Here is a 17,338-nt window from a genome sequence, read left to right as displayed (position 1 = left end):
AAGATTTATTTTAGATCCAATACCCTGATATCTATCGCAAAATTGAGATTTTCTTTACCTATGCCCGGTATTGTAATCCCGACAACCTTCCCTTCAATATTTAAAAGGGGTCCGCCACTATTCCTTCGTGTGATCACGGCAGTAGTCTGAATAAGGTGCTCCTCTTTTTTGAGCGAAGTAACGATTCCGGTTGATACCACTCCATCACCTTCGTCCTTCCCATCAATTGCAGCTATAGTTTGGCCAATCCTGGGAGCTTCCGAAGCGATTGATAGTACCGGAAATAGTTCCTCCCTACCCGCCTCTAATCTAAAAACCATATAATCAAGTTTCTTATCAAAGAACAGTACTTTGGCAACATCATATTCCCGGCCACTTTTTAGCTTAATTTTTGCGCCAATCTCTCCCTTACTGGAAAAGGGATGATAATTACTCACAGCAATACCGCTATCTGAAACAATGAAACCCGAACCAATGGGATAAGAACTGTTATCGGAAGCATAGATCGAAAAAACAACATCTTTACACTTCTCATTTAATTCCTGAATGGCGATCTTTTCTGCATCGTCACCGGGGTCATAACTGTGATTATTCCGTTCTTTTTCCCCAGAACTGCGGTGGGCTTGTCCAGGTTTTCCAGATTGCGAACAGGAAAGCACAAAAATCAGTGGTAAAATAAATACTAAAGTCGTTTTTCTCATCATCTCAATCGAAATGTGCGATCTTCGGAAAAATCTGGATGAGAAAACGCTGGTTATCGTCCTCATTGTCCAACCGTCCCACACCGCCCCATCCATTGCCGGAAATCTGAAGATCTATGAGATTTTTGTACCCCGGCGACTCAAAATCGATTCCCATTGCATATTTCCAATAAGCCCATAGACTCAATGCCCGTTTATAGCTCAGCTCATAATTGTGTGCGAGGCGCTTTGGATTGTAATCTTTTGAAGCATAACCGGCTATCACTAAAATATAGGAAAGGTTCTTCATCTTGGGATCCAATTCCTTCTTTCTTTTAAGATCATCTATTACAGACCTGAGCTTCAATCCGGCCTCCTGTATCTTTTTCCTTGTGTATTCTGGATTGATTAGATCATTATCAGAAAGAATTACCGCACGGTCAGCGTTAAACTTCACATCGAAAGCCAACTTGAAACGGTTGTATCGTTCTTCAAATTCAAAAAGTGCCGTATCCTGCTTTAAGGGCACCAGATTTGCTTCAACGGTCTCGATGATCTTCACTTTTTCTTCGAGCACAATATTTTTATGCTTGAGCTGAATATAGGTAAAAACATAAAGGACGAGCATAATAAAGAACAGGCTGGTCACCAGATCGGCGAAACTTGGCCAGAAAAAATCATTTTTGCTTTTCATCACGAATTCCCGCTGGTAAAAATTTTGGAAAACAATGACTTTTTGGTCTCCCGCTCAATACGTTCCAGGGTTCCATTGGTTGTCAAGATACCGGCGCTCAACTGTTCTATCCTACCGCTCAACTGCTCCGATATCTGTGTACCACCTTTCAGTGCCTTAACCTCTGCAAGCAATGACTGGAGATGTCTGAGTTCGTCCAGACTTGATTTCTTTTGGTCAATAACCTCGGCAACACGCTCGGACTGCTGGGCAAAAAAACTTCTCAGATCTTCAGAAAAATCGCCCAACAACTTCCTGGCATCCAGATTACGCTGAACGGCCTCTTCACCGAGAAGCTCACTTGAGCGCTGAAGGGATTGCTTTAATTGGCCAAAGCTATCATTGATATGGAATCCGGCGCTGACAATAGCCTCATCAACTTTTGCCTTATGCGCCTCAAGGTCACTAAAATGGGTGGCCAAAAATTCTGTAAGCCGGTTTCCATCCTGCAGGTATTGTTTTACAGAGGTGGCGATGGTTTCAAAATTTGAAGTCCTTGAAAGTAGGTCCCTGCTGGTCTGCGTGAGCTCAAAAGAATTGGCCAAATATGTATTAATGTTTGAGAAAAGCGTATCGAATTTATCAAATTGCGCAAGAGCATTGCCCATTGCACCCAGAACCTTGATATTGAATCCGCTTATCTCTGCCACCTTCGACTTATCCATCTGTTCCACAAGCTGTTTCTGCATCAATACCGAATCATAGTTTTTATCGAACACATTGCCAAGCCTATCAAGATTGGCATCAAATTTCTCATTGAAACGGAAAAGATTGCGCTGGAGCGATTCAAAGGTGGCATTCATACCCTGATTAAGTGTAGGTAAAAGTTCAACCTGTATTTTGGTATAGAAATCATTCTTTTTGTTCTCCAACCTGAATTTTGACCCCTTGAAGGTTATTGCTGAATTAAATATCGTTAGCATCAACCCCACAAAACTTGCGATCATCGCGATCTTTACGCTGCCCAGTAATGTTGCGATCCCCACTGAAACCGAACTCTCCCTTATATCTGCCCCTATCAGTGAGGACATACTGAAGATACCGATCACAATTCCCAGCATGGTTCCCATCAGCCCAAGATATAAGGGGGTGGAAAGCGTGAGGTTTACTTCTTCTTCAATAGTATCTGTATTGCGCTCTACAATGTCTTTGATGAGGCTGAAATCTGCAACAGAATGTCTGTTCCTCAGCAGGTATTTGTTCAGTGAATTGAGGATATTTCCAAATACTTCACTGTTGTTGGCTGTACTTTCGACCAGTCTTATCCTTATGGGACCGGATAAAGCTTTCGTTTCATCTTTAGCGCCCTTAGTCAGATTTATCCCTTCAACCGCCCCCCCGGTATCATTATCCACATTGCCAGATTCCCCACCATCTCCTGCGGTCTCTTTTCCCAGTTCAGCGAAGATATCTGCAGTAGAGGAAAAACCATCGATCTGTTCCTCGCTGAGTTCCTGCTCACTGATACTGATTGTTGATATATCGGCTATGGAAAGATCAAATTCTCTGATCTTATTCCGGGTCCGTAAAAAAAAGATAATCTGTATCAGGACAATGATCCCAAAAAGCAGATATTCAATGGTTTCTAAACTCGCTTCCATATCTATAAGTATTTGATTTTGATTTTTCTCACCACATTCCACTTATTATCTTCCAAAACAGCCTTACCTGATTCACCTTTATAAGTCAGGATTTTTTTTGCCGTGGTATAATTCCCTTCTACTTCTTCTGCCACGCTTAAAATCAGTTCATTTCTGTTATTGAGTGCCATCGATACCGACGAAAAATCTTCACAAAAATCGAATGTGGCTTCTGCTTCTCCTACAATATTGAAGCGATAAATACTTGCCCCTTCCAGAAAAGATTCTCTTCCGTCCACCCGACGAAAAGAACCGTCAGAAAGTGGACTTGGAAAATATTGTTGTTTTCCGCCTTTCTGTTCAGATTTTTCTACCGGAACCTCAATTGTATCCACTGCCACATCCTTTTCATCCGCCCCACCATTTTCCAACCTGGCAATAGTTAGCTCCGCCGTTTTAAGGGCTTTGTTTTTTTCATTAATTTCCTCCTTCAATTGCTCAATCTCCTTACGGAGCTTTTTATTTTCCTCTTTAAGTCCTATTACTTCCCTAAAATCGTCCTGGCTTAAGTTAAATCTGCTATCGTCTTGCATTTCACTTTTTATAATGGTATTTGATCTTTTGTTTTTTCTGTCCGGCTTTTTTCTGATCTGAAATAATAATGCGACAAGCAATGCCCCACCAGCAATACATAATAGATATTCCCAGACCGCACCTGAAAATGGATTTGCATTCTGCGAACCAGACGGCGTGGCTGTATCCTTGTATCTGGCCGTATCGATCGTGATCTGTGACCCTGCCTGGACCTGCGGCCTAAAATATTTATGGTTTACCGAATCTTTGAAATTCTGGAAACCAATCTCATCCTTCCTTAAATTTTCGGCAAAGCGCTCCTGTTGTCCATAAAAACTATAGATTGAATCCAGCGTCAGATTGGTATTGCCGCTGAGTTCATCGATCTTGAGGATCAGCTTACGGTATTCCCCAATCCCGGTCACCTCACCATCCGATCGGGATTTAAAAAACGCTCTCATTCCAGCAGTATCCCTTGCGTTCCTGACCAGACCGTTAAATGCTTTCAACGCATTTTTCTGATGATTGGCCAATAGCGCGTAACGGATAAAATCAAGCCGTATGGAGTCCACTCTGTCGGTGGAGTATAGCTGTTGAGCGTTCATTCCAAAACCGGAAAAAAGTAACAAGGTGGATAAAAAGATGCTTTTATTTAAAATCATTGTTCAACCTCCTCTACCGATAATGCATTGATGAGCTGTTGGATCGTTTCGCTCAGTGGCAGAAAAAATGGTGTTTCCGCCATAAGCGCATTGGTATTCACAACCGCTCCCTCCATTTTCTCATTGAATTCAATTGCCGCTTTGAGGTACTCTTTAAGATGCTTGTTGCCCACCTCCCTGAAAACCTCGATCGACCGATAAGAAATCCCGAATTTATCCTCACAATCAAACTTCACCAACAGTTCTGCAAAATATCGGTTGAATTCCCTTACCTGAGAGATTATCCGGTCCTGTACCGTCTCGTCCAAAAGTTCACCGTAAGTGATTGCCTCTAAGCCCTCGACACAGCTCAGGGTGTATTTGATATCCTTAAGGGGAATTTCATTTTCCAACCGGTTATGCTGGATAATGCTGCCTTTGGAGGTAATCGCTTTTGGGATGTCTTTCTCCACCGATACTTTTAACCCTTTTGGTGCTGTTACCTGATAAACTGCACCAAAGATTTCACTGGCCAGTTCTGCCAGACGGACCGGGTTGCTGGAAATAATATTAAGTACTTTAGAGCCATTACCACTGAAAATAACATTACTTGGCAGCGCAATGTCTTTTTTCCTCATCACCTGCGCCACATGATATATTTTGGCTGCATAAAAATATAGGAACACAATTTTGATATCGGCATCATCCGCAAGTTTACTGTTGTAATCCAGTAAGGCTTTGTTTTTTATTGCCGCATTATTTGAAAGCGAAAAAAGGAAAGCGTTAAAATCAGCCGCTTTATTATTTGCAAACAATTCGTCCGCTATACTTTTGAGAATGGAATGCTCGTTAAGCAGCTCATCAAATTCCCGGTAATATTTCCTGACCAGCATATTGGTAGGGATATTACCAAACTCATTGAATCCGTCCCCGAAGATGGTGTTGCCGGCAAATCGATAAGATGACACCAGCACTGGTATGTTGTCACGGTACACCACAACATCGGAAGTTCCACCACCTATATCCATCAATACACTTGTCCCAAAACCCGAAGCCTGCAAATTTTGATTGGTTTTGAAATAATAATATGGCGCCAACGATTCAGAGAGGCTAAAGGTATCCCCACGGCCATTGATATATTGCCGGTAAAGTGAATTCCATAACGCACCCAGCCTATCTTTTCTCACCGCGCTCATACTGACTGGATAAGTCCAGATCACTTTGGTTGCCTCCAGGTTTCCACCGTTAAGGATTACCTTTGCCCTGATCATAACCATCAATTGTTCAATAAAAGCCCTGATCCTCATCTCATTATTACTTTCTCTGCTATCCCATTTCAAATTGGTAAAATACCTGCTGTTCTTGTCGATATCCTTTTCGAAAACAAATGGGATATTAAATTCCAGTAGCGCCGTTCCGCCAGCCCTGGGTGCAAGCGACCTGCTCTGTGATAGCGCAGTCCTGATCGGAAATGAAAAGGTGCTGTCTTTTCTGATAATCCGTGGTATAAACTCCTTACTCACCGTAGTCCTTAGATCTACCGCCCCAAGTCCTGAAAAATTATGCTCGGTTTCTTCTGATATCAATGAAACTGCCTGAATATCGTTTTCGGTTATATCAAAAGCCCTTGGCTGTCCACCGTTCACAGAATATTCGATATGGGAATTGGTAGTTCCAAAATCCACGGCAAAAGTGTAACTGTCGCCAGCATTGTTTGCATTTCTCCACTTAGGAACGATAATCCCCCGGCCCTGGCCACTGTCTACCTGTATGAAATCAAATGCTTTTTTTATAAGAAAATACTTGGTGGTTGTTTTGGTAAAGTCCCCCCTTACCTTTTGACTCCTCATACCACCCTCAATATCAGTTAGTTCCCCTTTTTCGTTATCCGAAAAAAAGTGGAGTGCGTAATCAATATCGAAAGACCTAGTGCCCATGTTCCTGTCGATCAGCTGGAGGCTGTATCTCACATCAACCAATGGAGGATGTTTTACAAAGGGGAAAAGGGTGATACTGAACTGCTGTTCTACGATTGTTCCTTTGTTGGAATGGATATCAGCAGTACTGTCATTATAAAAGACCCTTTCAAAAATGATAAAATCTCCACCACCTTTAACCGGGATTTTTAACAGCACGCGTACGCTGTCCTTTATCCCCTCCTCTATGGTAATCTGCGGACCACCTGACTTACCTTCCGTTAGATCTGAGACCCTGAAAAATTCAAAGAACAGCGGTTTTAGAGGAAGCAAATAACTTTTGGTATTATCGGCATCTGAAAGCCTTAAGTTTCCATCAAAATAATGGGTAGCATCAATGGGATATACCATCCTGATGAGCGTATCCTCTAGAAAGTCACTGACCGTTAGGTATGGATACTTGATGTTCAAACCAGGCAGGATGCGCTGGCTTAAGGAATCGGCATCCATATATTTCACCACGGTACGCTGGTCCCAATTTCCATTGACATACTTAAAAGCTTTGTTAAAGCTGTTTTGCAGAACAAGTGGCTTGACACCGTTATATTTTGTACTATGTATAACAAAATCGCTCTGATCCACTGGTATCTTGCCCGGATCTAGAATTTTGAAGGCAACACCGAATACTTCTACAACCTCCCCGGCATCCTTGGTATAAAGGCTTTGGTAATTGCTTGCCAGATCAGACATTTTCAGGGTATTAAGGGTATTATACAGTGATGGCTCCAATGATGAGAGAATAGTTAGGTTTTTACTGAGATATTCCCGGAAAGCCTTCATCTTTTCTCCCAATTCCGGACTGCTCTTGAACAACAGATAGATATATTTCTGGAATTCGGCATCACGTTCGTAAAGTGGCACCACATCCGAAAAAAAGGCCTTACCCTTGGTACTAATCAAGTTGAGTGAATCTGAGCGGTTTGCAGCGTTAAAAAAAAGCGTAAGCGGCGAAGTTCCCCCAATTACCCGATGGTTATGTTTGATGATGTAAATGTTATTAAGCTCATTGAAGTTAAACGAACCGGCATCCTGCCTGAGATACATGTCCAGCACATCACCTAACTTCCGATGACCGGCATTGGAACTTTCTTTCAGTGCATCCACCTGTTGTTGTTTATTCCAACGGATAATCTCTACCCTGTCTTTAAAATTTTCATAAAAAAACAGCAACTCTGCCAGGTCCAAACACTGCGAAACCGCGCGCTCGTCTTCCCTGCTAGCCACTACGGTCTCTCCCATTTGATAGAAGCCTAGCTTAGGGCTCTGAGCGATATTCTCGAATGATTTCCTGACCAGGTCCATCCTTGCAAATGGGCTGGGTATAGATGTAGGTGCATTAAGGGCATGACCTCCTTCCGGATCGGGAATTGCCTGTATCTCTTTTGTACCATATTGGGCGGAAACGAACCAATCTTCGCCCCCATTACCTGTAAATCCTATAATTGCTGACATATTTTAAATTTCCTGATATCCGTACTTTTCACCTGTTATTTCTCCTGTTGTCCTGTAAAATAGGCTGATCAGCTTTTCTTCCGCTGAGCCGTAGGTCTGTTTGTTTCCAAGCTGGTTTAGTTTAGCATCAAACGAGTCATATCTGAACTTCCCCAAACCCAGCCAATTTGCTTGCAACGGTCTATCCTTAACCAGGTTCATTAAATCTGTCTGGCGGTTAAAAGGCCGGAAAGACCGTGTATTTGCGCCGAGTTCATCGAGCCACTCATCATATTGCCTTAAAAAGCCCTGCAGGTTCGAACCAAAAAACTGTGCATTCTTCTGCTTTCTGTCGAAAGCAGGTTGGGATGTTGACCAGGCCTGCCTTTCTATAGATTCCTCAAGATTTTCGGCGAGATACTTTCTGAACAGGGTAAACTGGGTAAGGCTGCGTCCGAGTAATTTTTTACTGCCATCACATAATTCAGCGAAAGAAAGATCCTGGCTATCGTTCCTGATGGCATATTCCTTAAAGACACTATTTGTGGGACGTCCATTTACGGTACAGAGTTCGCTACTACCAACATTCATGAAATCGATTATTGCAAGTGCCCCGGCAACTTCGACAAAATGCGCCTTGTTTTTCTGTCCATTGTTTCCCGGATCGTTTTCATAAGCTTTACCTACATATCCATCCCCCAGATAATACATCATATTAAGTGAATCATTCACGTTTCCCCGGTAGTAATCCAGTGCAGCCTTCGTTTTTTCTATAAAATCAGACTTATTGATCGGGCTCTTTTCATCAACTTCTATATTAAAGTAAGGCAGCACCGTTAATGCCCCTATTGCCGAATCCCTTAAAAAGCCCGCATTGCTGATATCGGACTGACCGGCAGCATCACGGATACTTTTTAATATGGTAGGAAAACCCGCTGCACCGGTACCACCGAAAATGGAGCTGATGATAAAGATCCGATCATCTTTCCCAAAGTTATTGGCAAAAACCTTGAATTCTTCTGAGTGTTTGAACTGATTGAGCACAACACTGCCCACGTTCGGATTTCCGACAAACCCGATATCCATGGGAATCTCCAAAAGGTCAATTTCTTCTTTAGCGCTATTGATGGTCTTTCCGGAGAATATCAGGTCAGCAAGTGCCCTGTTCTCCTCACCGAGTGAATTGTAGGAAAAATAGTCTTTGAATTTGGTAGACTCCACATCCTTCAGGGTGAAAGTATAGGTTCCTCCTAGAGAGCCCTTGGTATCCAAAGACTGTAATGTCGAGAGCCTGGTGGCGAAAAAACCATTACCTGTACCTACCTTTTCTGTAATGCGCTGGTAATTGTTCAGCGCCGAAACGGTCCGTTTCAGGTCCTCATTGTCCTTGTGCGGATCGATGATCACCGGTACGATCTCAAAGTCGTTAACCGGTTTTAATCCTGATGCAAGTAACATGGTGAGTGATTTGATCACCCGTGACCCTGTACCGCCTATGCCGAAAATAAAAAGTTTAGCCATATCTTGATTGAATTAAGGTTTCCAGAAAGTGGTAAGCCGTGCATTGGTGGAAAAACTCCTGGGAAAGGAAAATGAGGTTAATAATGCGAAACATACCAGGCCCCAAAAGGCATTGGCAGTTCCAAAAAGCATAAGATCCGTCCGGCCAAAATTGAGCTGGTCGCACCGGTCAATTGTTGTTGGAAGCGAAAAGGCAATACCGAAATTCATAATCGCACCAACCAACGCTGTTATCCACCATGAAAGTTTGGAGCTGAACCTTGCGGTAAAACGGTCAATAATAAGATACATCAGTGCGAAGAGCCCAAAACTGATTGCGATCATTACCAAAAAGATCTCGAGGTATAAGTTACTTCCGCTAAACGAGTCACAGGTAATATCCCATCCTCTTAAGTGGGTTCCAAGATCGGTCTGATAACCGAACCATTCATAAATCATTGCTATAAAGTCTGTCATATTGTTTATCTATTTAAATTTATTTGTCTATTTGAATTTTGATTTCGTTGAGCTTGCGTTCATTGCCTGACTGTCCAAAAGCCTGGTATACGCCATTGAGCAGATGGGAAAGACCGAAAGTACGCGACTTCTCTGCGGCATCAGTGCGGATGGCCGAGTCATCAAGCGAACTGCAATCCTTTACCCATTGCGGAACTTTGTCTATCACCGATATTAAAAGCTGGTCAGACTGGGGTCTTTTGGTACGGAGCGTAATCAGATGGCTATATCCTGCCAAAGCAGCAGAATTGAGTTCAGGAGGGCTTAGTTTCCTCACTGAAAGTGAGTAACTGCTATTGTTTAACCTGTATATATCCGGATCAGAGAAATAATCCTGGCCTTTAAGGCTTGCGCCGAAATCAACGGCGATATTGAAGGCAAAGTCCCCGTTTAAGGCTTTAACATCGGAAATATGGTCTGATTTTTCGAATTTAAAGCTTCCTACCCGGCCTATATTTACAATTTTATACCTGGGCATAACTGGTACATCCGATTTAAAAAACACGGCCTTACGGATAAGTCCATTGTCCGTTTTGCTCACAATATGTTTTTCCAGCGCTTTGGAAACCTGTGCCACAGTTCCTATAAACCAGATATAATACGGCCTTGGAACCTGATGAAGTATAATCTCTTTAGATTTATAATCATAATAAATACCGCTAAAGTCAGCTTCAAGCTGGAATATCGCGATAGCGAGGTTCTGCTTGTGCAGCTGTTCCATTATGGCATCTTTTATGGCAACCTCCTGCATTTCCAGATAACTGACAGCATTTGTTTTTGCAGCTGGCGAAAAAACAAAATCCGAAATCAGGATCGATGCATTGCTGGCATCCGTACGATTGAGTACTTCTCTTATCACTGCCGCTATATCTGAGGTCCCCCTTTTTCCTCCCATTGCCTTAAAGCTTTTCTGCGTTAGGGTCTGGCTGAAAGCACCGATATCCGCAGAAGCTATGGCCATCACTTTGCTGTTGATGTAGTTTAATTTCAGGGTCCTACTAAACTGTTTTGTGTTCACCAACAGGTCATACACGGAACTTTTCAGATCTGCCTGACCAATGTATCCATCCATACTTGCCGAGTTTTCAAAGTATACACTCACATCAAAAGGTGCAATCCGCTGGGCAGGGCCAGATGGAAGTGCAACATTAAGGTTCTTTAATGCATAATATTTCCTCATGTAAGCGGTCAGGGCAGAATCCTTTCTAAAGGCGGCGAATTTATCTTCCATAGCAAGAGAGGCTTTAAGCTTTTCGTATTCCTCCTTGGTAACAACCCCGTCCTCGGCAATTAACTTTAACTCATCCTGAAGTGAAAAAGATCCACATGCAGATATGGTCAATAGTACCAAGATCCATATCAGCTGTCTGATCGACGATTGTTTGTTATACATTTTATTTGTCTTCATAATTACATTGTTTGGGCTAACCCGGAGGGTCTTTACTTGTGATAGCATGTGCGGCCCCGCCTAAACGGAGCCTGAACATACCAACATTACTACCGAGCGCTTATTTACTGTTTTCTTATATGTGATATTAGGTCTGCTCCCGCCTTATGGTAAAATGTCCGTACGGTGTTTTTAATAAGCTGGTATCAACTTCGGAAGTCGCCGTTAGGTAATTATAGATCATGTCTTTATTTTTAGGAATGAAATAATTTGTTGTCTGGTGTTTGTTTACCAAAATTAACCAGACATGCAGGGCTTTCCTTACGGGATCCCGTAATGCGGAAAATATTTTGTTCATCCCCAGCGATAATAAACGGTTCAGAGTATAAGACAAAAAAAAGCCCCGGACCATTGAAGATCCGGGGCATTCTATATGAATATCAGCTATTAAAACCGCCAGAGGTTAGCCATCTTAAAGGCAAGGGATTCTAAACACAAAAAGATCAGATAATGCCATAATCCCTGCAGTACACGATCAGCTGTTCGTTATTGGAAAAGCCAAGGCCCTCGCGCATGTCTTTGAGTCTTTTCTCCACTGTACTCAGGCTGGCACGGGTAAATCCCTGTTCCTGTAAAAGCACAGGGAGGTTTTTCTGCTTAGCACCTTTGGAAAGCTGGGAAACAATGGCAATGTCAAGCTTATCGAATTCAAAAGTATTATGGTAACTTGCCGTGCGCTTGATTTCAAGTGGCATGTAGGTCCGTCCCTTTCCAATGGTCTCGACCGCTGATGAAAGTTCTTCGGCATCTCTTCGTCCCTTTTGGACAAATGCATTTATACCCAGATCCTGGTATAGCGACCGGATTACCGACGGCCGGCCTTCTGCGGAAAACACCACGATCCTGATATCATCCTGTAAACTTTTAGCTGCCGTAATAAGATCTTCCCCCCCTTTTAATTGCTGTTCCCTGTGATCCTCGGCAAATGAAAGGTCTGTGATCAGCAAATCGAAAGGCTCACCTGATTGCAATGCCTTACGGATATGCATCAGTGCATCGTCACAGTAATAGGTATACTGTCTCTGTACAATCCCCAATAATTCCATTGTCTTGACGATTGAAATACTGGCCATCTGTTGGTCTTCGGCTATTAATACTTTTTTGAACATAGTAGATGATTTTAAACAGGAAAACTAATCTGGATTTTCAGGCCCTGTTCTCCCGGAACGGTTCCAAAGATAATCGAACCCGAAATTGATTTTATACGGTTTCCCGTACTCCTTAATCCATTGCCATGGGCAGTTCCTTCCTCAATTCCTTTCCCGTTGTCACGGTAGGTAATATTGACCATCCTATCCGAGCGTTCAAAGCGAAATACCACATGATCTGCTCCACTATGCCTGGTCATATTGATCATCAGTTCCTGTAGAACCTGTTCGATCTCATAAAGGACATCGGCAGTGGCCCCAGACCAGATATCCGGTCCATTTCCTACGATGATTAGCCTGGTCTGCTCCCCGGGAAAGGAGCCCAATAGCTCCCGGATATGCACATCAAAAGCTTGCTCAGGAATGACCGGCCGGTTGTAGGATATATCCCTTGACTTTTCGTAAAGCTGCTCAATTTTATCCAAGAGACTCTCCGCACTGGTATGTATCCGGTTCTGTATTTCTTTCATCATACGGTAGAGCCCGTTTGCTACGACATCATGCACATGCTTGGATGTTTTCAGTTCACTGTCCCTTATTCTCTTTTCGGTTGCCTGTGCGAGCTTGCGCCTGCGCCTTTTGTATTCTGCCAGGCCGAGCGACAATATTACCAATGCAACAAATGCGATTGCACCCATCTGGTAGTTTTTCGCCGTATTTTCTTTCTGCAAAAGCAGCTTGTCGGCCTTGTTCTTCTCACTCTCGTAACGGATCAGGGCAAACTGGTTCTTTGCCTGGCTCCGCGCAGACTGCAGACTGTCATCCAAACGCTCATATGCGTGAAAGTATGGCTGGGAGCTACCCGGGGAAGAAAGCCTGATCAGTTTCCTAAGTGCCTGTAATTTATCATCCCCACTGCCCAGCTGCCTGGCCACGCGGTACATGCTATCGGCATAGGACAGGGCAATTCTTGGTGAGTTTTCCGCATAATAATCCGATAGATGCGAATAACTAGCGTTCAGTCCCCAAAGATCCTTTTCCCTGCGCCGTATTTCCAGTGCACGAAGGAAGTTTCCTAGAACCGGTGCAGCAGGATCCCTCTGCCAGGTTGCCCTTGCAATATTGGAAAGTGTCCTGGCATACTCGCGCTGGTTCCTGCTCGTTCCTGATAACACCTCCCGGTAAACTTCAAGCGCCCGTCCATAATCCTTCATATCCTGATAGGTCTTCGCCTTGTTGTTCAAATACACCCGGGTATCCAGGGAGTCGTTTGAAAACTTTATCGCATCATCGTAAAAACGGAGCGCATTGGGATAATCCTTTAACTTATAGGTGGCAATACCCAGGTTATTATAATTTGACCGTATGAAAACGTGCTGGGTACTGTCCCATGGACTGAAGTAAGCTATCGCTGCAAGGGAAAGCTCCTGTCCTCCAAAGTAATCACCTTTATCGGTGGAAATAATTGCCATGTTAAGCAGGCATTTCCCCGTACCCAGACTGTCCCCCTCCTGGAGAAATACCTCTTTAGCCTTATTGAAATATAAAAAGGCGCTGTCGGCAGATCCCTTCTCCCTGTACTCAAAGGCACGGTCATAGGCAGGATTGGCTGTGGTCTTTTTCAATTCCGTCTTTTGCCTGCAGCATAGGGTAAGCGCAACAAAGGGTATAAGGAATATGGTGGAGCGTTTCAAGTTATCTGGGATTTTCCCGAAAATAAAGAATATATATCATTTGTTCCAAATGCCCGGTGTTAATGCAGGATCCACAACACAAAAAAGGCCATCCTAAAGAACCTGATAGGCTCTCTGAGATGGCCAAGGGAAGAAAAAGGCAGGACGTCACAAAACGCCCCGCCAAACTTCTAGTCACCGATCTTCGGCGGTGGGGTCTGACCGGTTTCACCACCGGTGTCACCGCCATTGTTGCCATCACCATTATTGGTGCTGCTCTGTGCCGTATTGACCTGGCTTTTGCCGTGGCATTTAGAGGTCGAAGAATCTGCTGGGTTCACTAGGCCCAGGATAAGTGCGATGAAATAAGGGAATAACATAGTTTCCTGATTTTAAAGTTTCGAAAAATCCAGTCCCCGCGACCGCCGCGGAGACTGTTACTGTTTTTTCAGAAGGCCTTCTGAATCTGGAAAGCTTGAGATCCGGTGCACGGTAGCGAGAAGCAGCTTTCCGTTTTACCCCAGGTTACCATACCCCGGTCCCATGTTTTTATCAATCAGTCCCTGGTGTTGCTTCCGGCAGCTGACCGGTTCCTGAACTGGATGATGATGCAAATGTATATCGCCCTAATCCCTCCCAGGCACAGAATTCCGATCGTGTCGATAATACCGATCGAATGTTTAAAATGCTTTTGCAATTCCTAAAATTCTGCTACATTGCGTGTCTTAACGCATCAAAAAAATGTTCGAGGAATACAAAGAACTTGTTGTAAACCATTATCGTGAATTGGTGGGATTACCAGATACCTCGGTTTATCTGAAAGATCCAACACCGGCAAACCTTAAACGAGAATGCCTGAAGGTTTATGGATCCGGGTATCGCGCCGAGACAGACAAAAGAATTTTAATTGATTTTTTTGGAGATCCTGATGAAGATGGTCATTTCGATGATGCGATAAACGCTTTTAAAACGCCAAACTTCAGGCCCGTGCAACAGTTTATTGAAAATCCCAATAAAGACTCGCATCGCCGCAATATTGAACTATTAGCGTGGCTTACCGGCTACCAGCCGCGACCTTTTAAATTCGATACTTTTAAAACAAAAGGGGAAACCCCACCTCCTCCCAAGCCACCCAGACCTGTCCAACCTCCTGATATCAAAAGGGTCCTCGAAAAAAGTAGTTGGAAACAATGGCTCAAAAAGTACCAGAAGGAAAGCGCACTGGGCCTGGCTGTGCTTGGCCTGACTACCGTACTGCTTATGAAGATAATTCCGCGTAAACAATGTATGTACTGGGCCGGGGACCATTATGAAGCAGTCGACTGTAATAAACAGATATTCGGCTCAGTGAGTATTGCACTTGATACAATGAAACTTTACCATTTTAAAAAGATCACCAGACCCGATACCCTGACACTTTATTCCATAGGAAAGGTCTGGTATAGCAGGATCGACGGACCAATTCCAGAATGTTTCACTGCAGACGGCACCCATCCCCTGCACCCCGGAAAAGATTTAAGGCCATTGACTGTGACCATACTGAGAAAATACTTTGGTAAGGCCCAACAGGACAGTATCCCACAGAGATAAACTTCGTCCCAGATAGAACAGTTTTTTATCTGGATGAACTTTCCATCTGAAAAGGATCAGTACCCCAAAAATGGGTTGCATAGCCGTAACGCCATCCATTGTGATGACCCGGCAAACCATCAAACACAAAATTAAATTCTATCCCCGCCATCTATCCCGGCCCGAATTACCGAATTAAGAATATTGCTTTCTTCGATCACATTAGCCCCCGACATTTGTCCTCACAATACCGGCATTGCCGGCAGAAACACTTTTCCACTGTAAAAGGGACTGGATTTAAAAATCCGGATTACATTCGGGTCCAAAACCCGATGATTTTCCAAATCCCCTTTTTTACAGGTATCCAGGACGGTTTAATACGGTTTACAGGCTAAAGACCTACTACGGAAAATAAAATCCTGGCTACGCGGAAAAGGCTTTCGTAATAATGGCATAATATGAGAAAAACGACGCGGAAACGTTTCCGCTTTTTTGTGGGCATAGATGTTTCGAGGGATTTTTTCGACTATACCCTGAAAAAAGGGAGGCTTACAATCGATCAGGGCCGTGAAGAAAATAATGCCAATGGAATCGATAGGTTTATCCAGGCCCTGGCTGCGGTGGAAACCTATAACCACCCTGTATGTGTTTTCGGCATGGAACATACAGGTGTCTATTGCAACCACCTTTTAAGGCTCCTAAAAAAGAGCAAAGCAAACATCGTCCATGAAAATGCCCTGGCGATCCGTAATTCACTTGGTCTAGTAAGGGGAAAGACCGACCAGCTGGACTCAGAAAGAATCGCAAGCTACCTGTATAAAAACAGGGAGGATCTGGTGCTGTGGAAACCCAAACGTGATGTCATCATCCATCTGGGCGTACTTTCCTCGCTGCGGGAAAAACTGAATGTGAACCATATGTCCGTCAGGCACACCCTGAACGAATACGCTGAGTTCGCCGATCAGGCCGTTGCAGACCTGTGGTCAGCATCTACCGCCCTCACTTTATCATCCATAAAACAGGATATAAATGATATAGAGACAAGGATAAAATTGTTATGGACTTCGGATAAAAGTTTAAAGGAACTGATGGAAATCATGATGTCTGTACCGAATATAGGTGAGAAAACAGCCCTGCAGATATTGATCAGGACAAACGAATTTAAAGATATCACCGATCCCAGAAAATTTGCCTGCCTGGCCGGCATTGCCCCCTTTCCCTATCAGTCCGGAAAAAGCCTCAACGGACGCAGCCGCGTTTCCTATATGGCAGATAACCGGCTAAAATCATTATTACACCTATGCTCGATATCCGCGATCAGGAACAATCCCGAATTCAGTACCTATTTTAAACGCAAAACCAGGGAAGAAGGCAAAAACGGCATGCTGGTGGTCAATGCCATCAGATTCAAACTGGTGCTCAGGGTATTTGCCTGCGTGAAAGGGAACAGAATGTACCAAAGCAACTACTTAACCAAAAGGCGGGATAAGGTTTTGATCAGTTAAGGGTTAACCGTAATTGGCTATAATATTTATTGGATAATTTGCCACCTAATTTTTAACCATTAAAATAAAAGACTATGGCCAGTTATCAAGTTATCTGTATTACCAAACCGGATGTAAACAGCACCCATGAACACATCACCGAAATCGGGTACAGGGAATCGGCATTAAGACCGAAAGTTACCATCAGCGTCGAAGAAGCGATTAAACGCGTTGATGCAAATGCATTTGAATTTTATGTAAGTACTTCGCAGGGAACCGCTTATGTTAAAGTGGAACGCCCCTCTGGTAGAAGGGCATATATCCGGACCGAGCCGGATGAGACAAAAAAGGACAACCTTTTAAACCTACCGCAATGCAAATAAGCTTTTAAAACAAGAAAGGGCTACCTGAAAGGTCAGGAGCCCTTTTATTATTATATCCTTTATA

At 43.6% G+C, this 17,338-nt stretch carries 14 protein-coding genes; 4 read left to right on the top strand and 10 right to left on the bottom strand.

The features are described from left to right. Positions 1–5: 5 nt before the first annotated feature. The 10 genes from ACTJKC_RS02340 to ACTJKC_RS02295 all read right to left on the bottom strand — a co-directional run bounded on the left by ACTJKC_RS02340 (position 6) and on the right by ACTJKC_RS02295 (position 13,790). On the bottom strand, positions 6–704 hold the full coding sequence (locus tag ACTJKC_RS02340; RefSeq protein WP_440789919.1) for a S1C family serine protease: 699 nt from the start codon (positions 702–704) through the stop codon (positions 6–8). A 1-nt stretch (position 705) separates the two neighbouring features. Then, positions 706–1,374, bottom strand: a complete 669-nt coding sequence (locus ACTJKC_RS02335; RefSeq protein ID WP_440789917.1) for a hypothetical protein — start codon at positions 1,372–1,374, stop codon at positions 706–708. Continuing rightward, positions 1,374–3,014 carry a hypothetical protein gene (locus ACTJKC_RS02330; protein ID WP_440789915.1) on the bottom strand — a complete coding sequence of 547 codons (1,641 nt, stop codon included), beginning with the start codon at positions 3,012–3,014 and terminating at the stop codon, positions 1,374–1,376. The genes ACTJKC_RS02335 and ACTJKC_RS02330 overlap by 1 nt, the downstream gene beginning before the upstream one ends. A gap of 2 nt (positions 3,015–3,016) precedes the next feature. Next, positions 3,017–4,228: a hypothetical protein gene (locus ACTJKC_RS02325; RefSeq protein ID WP_440789913.1), complete on the bottom strand. Its 1,212-nt coding sequence runs from the start codon at positions 4,226–4,228 to the stop codon at positions 3,017–3,019. Continuing rightward, positions 4,225–7,635 (bottom strand): hypothetical protein, encoded by a 3,411-nt coding sequence (locus ACTJKC_RS02320; protein WP_440789911.1) that lies wholly within the window; start codon positions 7,633–7,635, stop codon positions 4,225–4,227. Before ACTJKC_RS02320 ends, ACTJKC_RS02325 begins: the two co-directional genes overlap by 4 nt. Before the next feature lie 3 nt (positions 7,636–7,638). Continuing rightward, positions 7,639–9,135, bottom strand: a complete 1,497-nt coding sequence (locus tag ACTJKC_RS02315; RefSeq protein ID WP_440789909.1) for a hypothetical protein — start codon at positions 9,133–9,135, stop codon at positions 7,639–7,641. Between the two features lie 12 nt (positions 9,136–9,147). Continuing rightward, positions 9,148–9,591 carry a hypothetical protein gene (locus tag ACTJKC_RS02310; RefSeq protein ID WP_440789907.1) on the bottom strand — a complete coding sequence of 148 codons (444 nt, stop codon included), beginning with the start codon at positions 9,589–9,591 and terminating at the stop codon, positions 9,148–9,150. Between the two features lie 19 nt (positions 9,592–9,610). Further along, positions 9,611–11,038 (bottom strand): hypothetical protein, encoded by a 1,428-nt coding sequence (locus tag ACTJKC_RS02305; protein WP_440789906.1) that lies wholly within the window; start codon positions 11,036–11,038, stop codon positions 9,611–9,613. A 482-nt stretch (positions 11,039–11,520) separates the two neighbouring features. Beyond that, complete coding sequence (locus tag ACTJKC_RS02300; protein ID WP_440789904.1) at positions 11,521–12,186, bottom strand: response regulator; 666 nt, start codon at positions 12,184–12,186, stop codon at positions 11,521–11,523. Positions 12,187–12,197: 11 nt separating this feature from the next. Further along, positions 12,198–13,790, bottom strand: a complete 1,593-nt coding sequence (locus tag ACTJKC_RS02295; protein ID WP_440789902.1) for a tetratricopeptide repeat-containing sensor histidine kinase — start codon at positions 13,788–13,790, stop codon at positions 12,198–12,200. Between the two features lie 131 nt (positions 13,791–13,921). Between ACTJKC_RS02295 and ACTJKC_RS02290 the strand changes: the two genes are divergently transcribed. From ACTJKC_RS02290 to ACTJKC_RS02275, 4 genes are all read left to right on the top strand, one after another. Then, positions 13,922–14,182, top strand: a complete 261-nt coding sequence (locus ACTJKC_RS02290; RefSeq protein ID WP_440789900.1) for a hypothetical protein — start codon at positions 13,922–13,924, stop codon at positions 14,180–14,182. 397 nt (positions 14,183–14,579) lie between these two features. Beyond that, positions 14,580–15,428 (top strand): hypothetical protein, encoded by an 849-nt coding sequence (locus ACTJKC_RS02285; protein WP_440789898.1) that lies wholly within the window; start codon positions 14,580–14,582, stop codon positions 15,426–15,428. 437 nt (positions 15,429–15,865) lie between these two features. Next, positions 15,866–16,912, top strand: coding sequence for an IS110 family transposase (locus ACTJKC_RS02280; protein WP_440789896.1), 1,047 nt, complete (start codon positions 15,866–15,868; stop codon positions 16,910–16,912). 74 nt (positions 16,913–16,986) lie between these two features. After that, positions 16,987–17,274 (top strand): DUF3892 domain-containing protein, encoded by a 288-nt coding sequence (locus tag ACTJKC_RS02275; protein WP_440789895.1) that lies wholly within the window; start codon positions 16,987–16,989, stop codon positions 17,272–17,274. Positions 17,275–17,338: the final 64 nt, after the last annotated feature.

It is taken from the genome of Pedobacter sp. 22226 (assembly GCF_052045455.1).
In the GTDB taxonomy this organism is placed as follows: domain Bacteria; phylum Bacteroidota; class Bacteroidia; order Sphingobacteriales; family Sphingobacteriaceae; genus Pedobacter; species Pedobacter jeongneungensis.
This window is presented reverse-complemented; position numbering and strand designations above follow the sequence as displayed.

Excerpts from the sequence above, each read along its gene's own strand:
- ACTJKC_RS02340 (WP_440789919.1), bottom strand. The coding sequence starts at position 704 with ATGATGAGAAAAACGACTTTAGTATTTATTTTACCACTGATTTTTGTG.
- ACTJKC_RS02335 (WP_440789917.1), bottom strand. The coding sequence starts at position 1,374 with ATGAAAAGCAAAAATGATTTTTTCTGGCCAAGTTTCGCCGATCTGGTG.
- ACTJKC_RS02330 (WP_440789915.1), bottom strand. The coding sequence starts at position 3,014 with ATGGAAGCGAGTTTAGAAACCATTGAATATCTGCTTTTTGGGATCATT.
- ACTJKC_RS02325 (WP_440789913.1), bottom strand. The coding sequence starts at position 4,228 with ATGATTTTAAATAAAAGCATCTTTTTATCCACCTTGTTACTTTTTTCC.
- ACTJKC_RS02320 (WP_440789911.1), bottom strand. The coding sequence starts at position 7,635 with ATGTCAGCAATTATAGGATTTACAGGTAATGGGGGCGAAGATTGGTTC.
- ACTJKC_RS02315 (WP_440789909.1), bottom strand. The coding sequence starts at position 9,135 with ATGGCTAAACTTTTTATTTTCGGCATAGGCGGTACAGGGTCACGGGTG.
- ACTJKC_RS02310 (WP_440789907.1), bottom strand. The coding sequence starts at position 9,591 with ATGACAGACTTTATAGCAATGATTTATGAATGGTTCGGTTATCAGACC.
- ACTJKC_RS02305 (WP_440789906.1), bottom strand. The coding sequence starts at position 11,038 with ATGAAGACAAATAAAATGTATAACAAACAATCGTCGATCAGACAGCTG.
- ACTJKC_RS02300 (WP_440789904.1), bottom strand. The coding sequence starts at position 12,186 with ATGTTCAAAAAAGTATTAATAGCCGAAGACCAACAGATGGCCAGTATT.
- ACTJKC_RS02290 (WP_440789900.1), top strand. The coding sequence starts at position 13,922 with ATGCAGGATCCACAACACAAAAAAGGCCATCCTAAAGAACCTGATAGG.
- ACTJKC_RS02285 (WP_440789898.1), top strand. The coding sequence starts at position 14,580 with ATGTTCGAGGAATACAAAGAACTTGTTGTAAACCATTATCGTGAATTG.
- ACTJKC_RS02280 (WP_440789896.1), top strand. The coding sequence starts at position 15,866 with ATGAGAAAAACGACGCGGAAACGTTTCCGCTTTTTTGTGGGCATAGAT.
- ACTJKC_RS02275 (WP_440789895.1), top strand. The coding sequence starts at position 16,987 with ATGGCCAGTTATCAAGTTATCTGTATTACCAAACCGGATGTAAACAGC.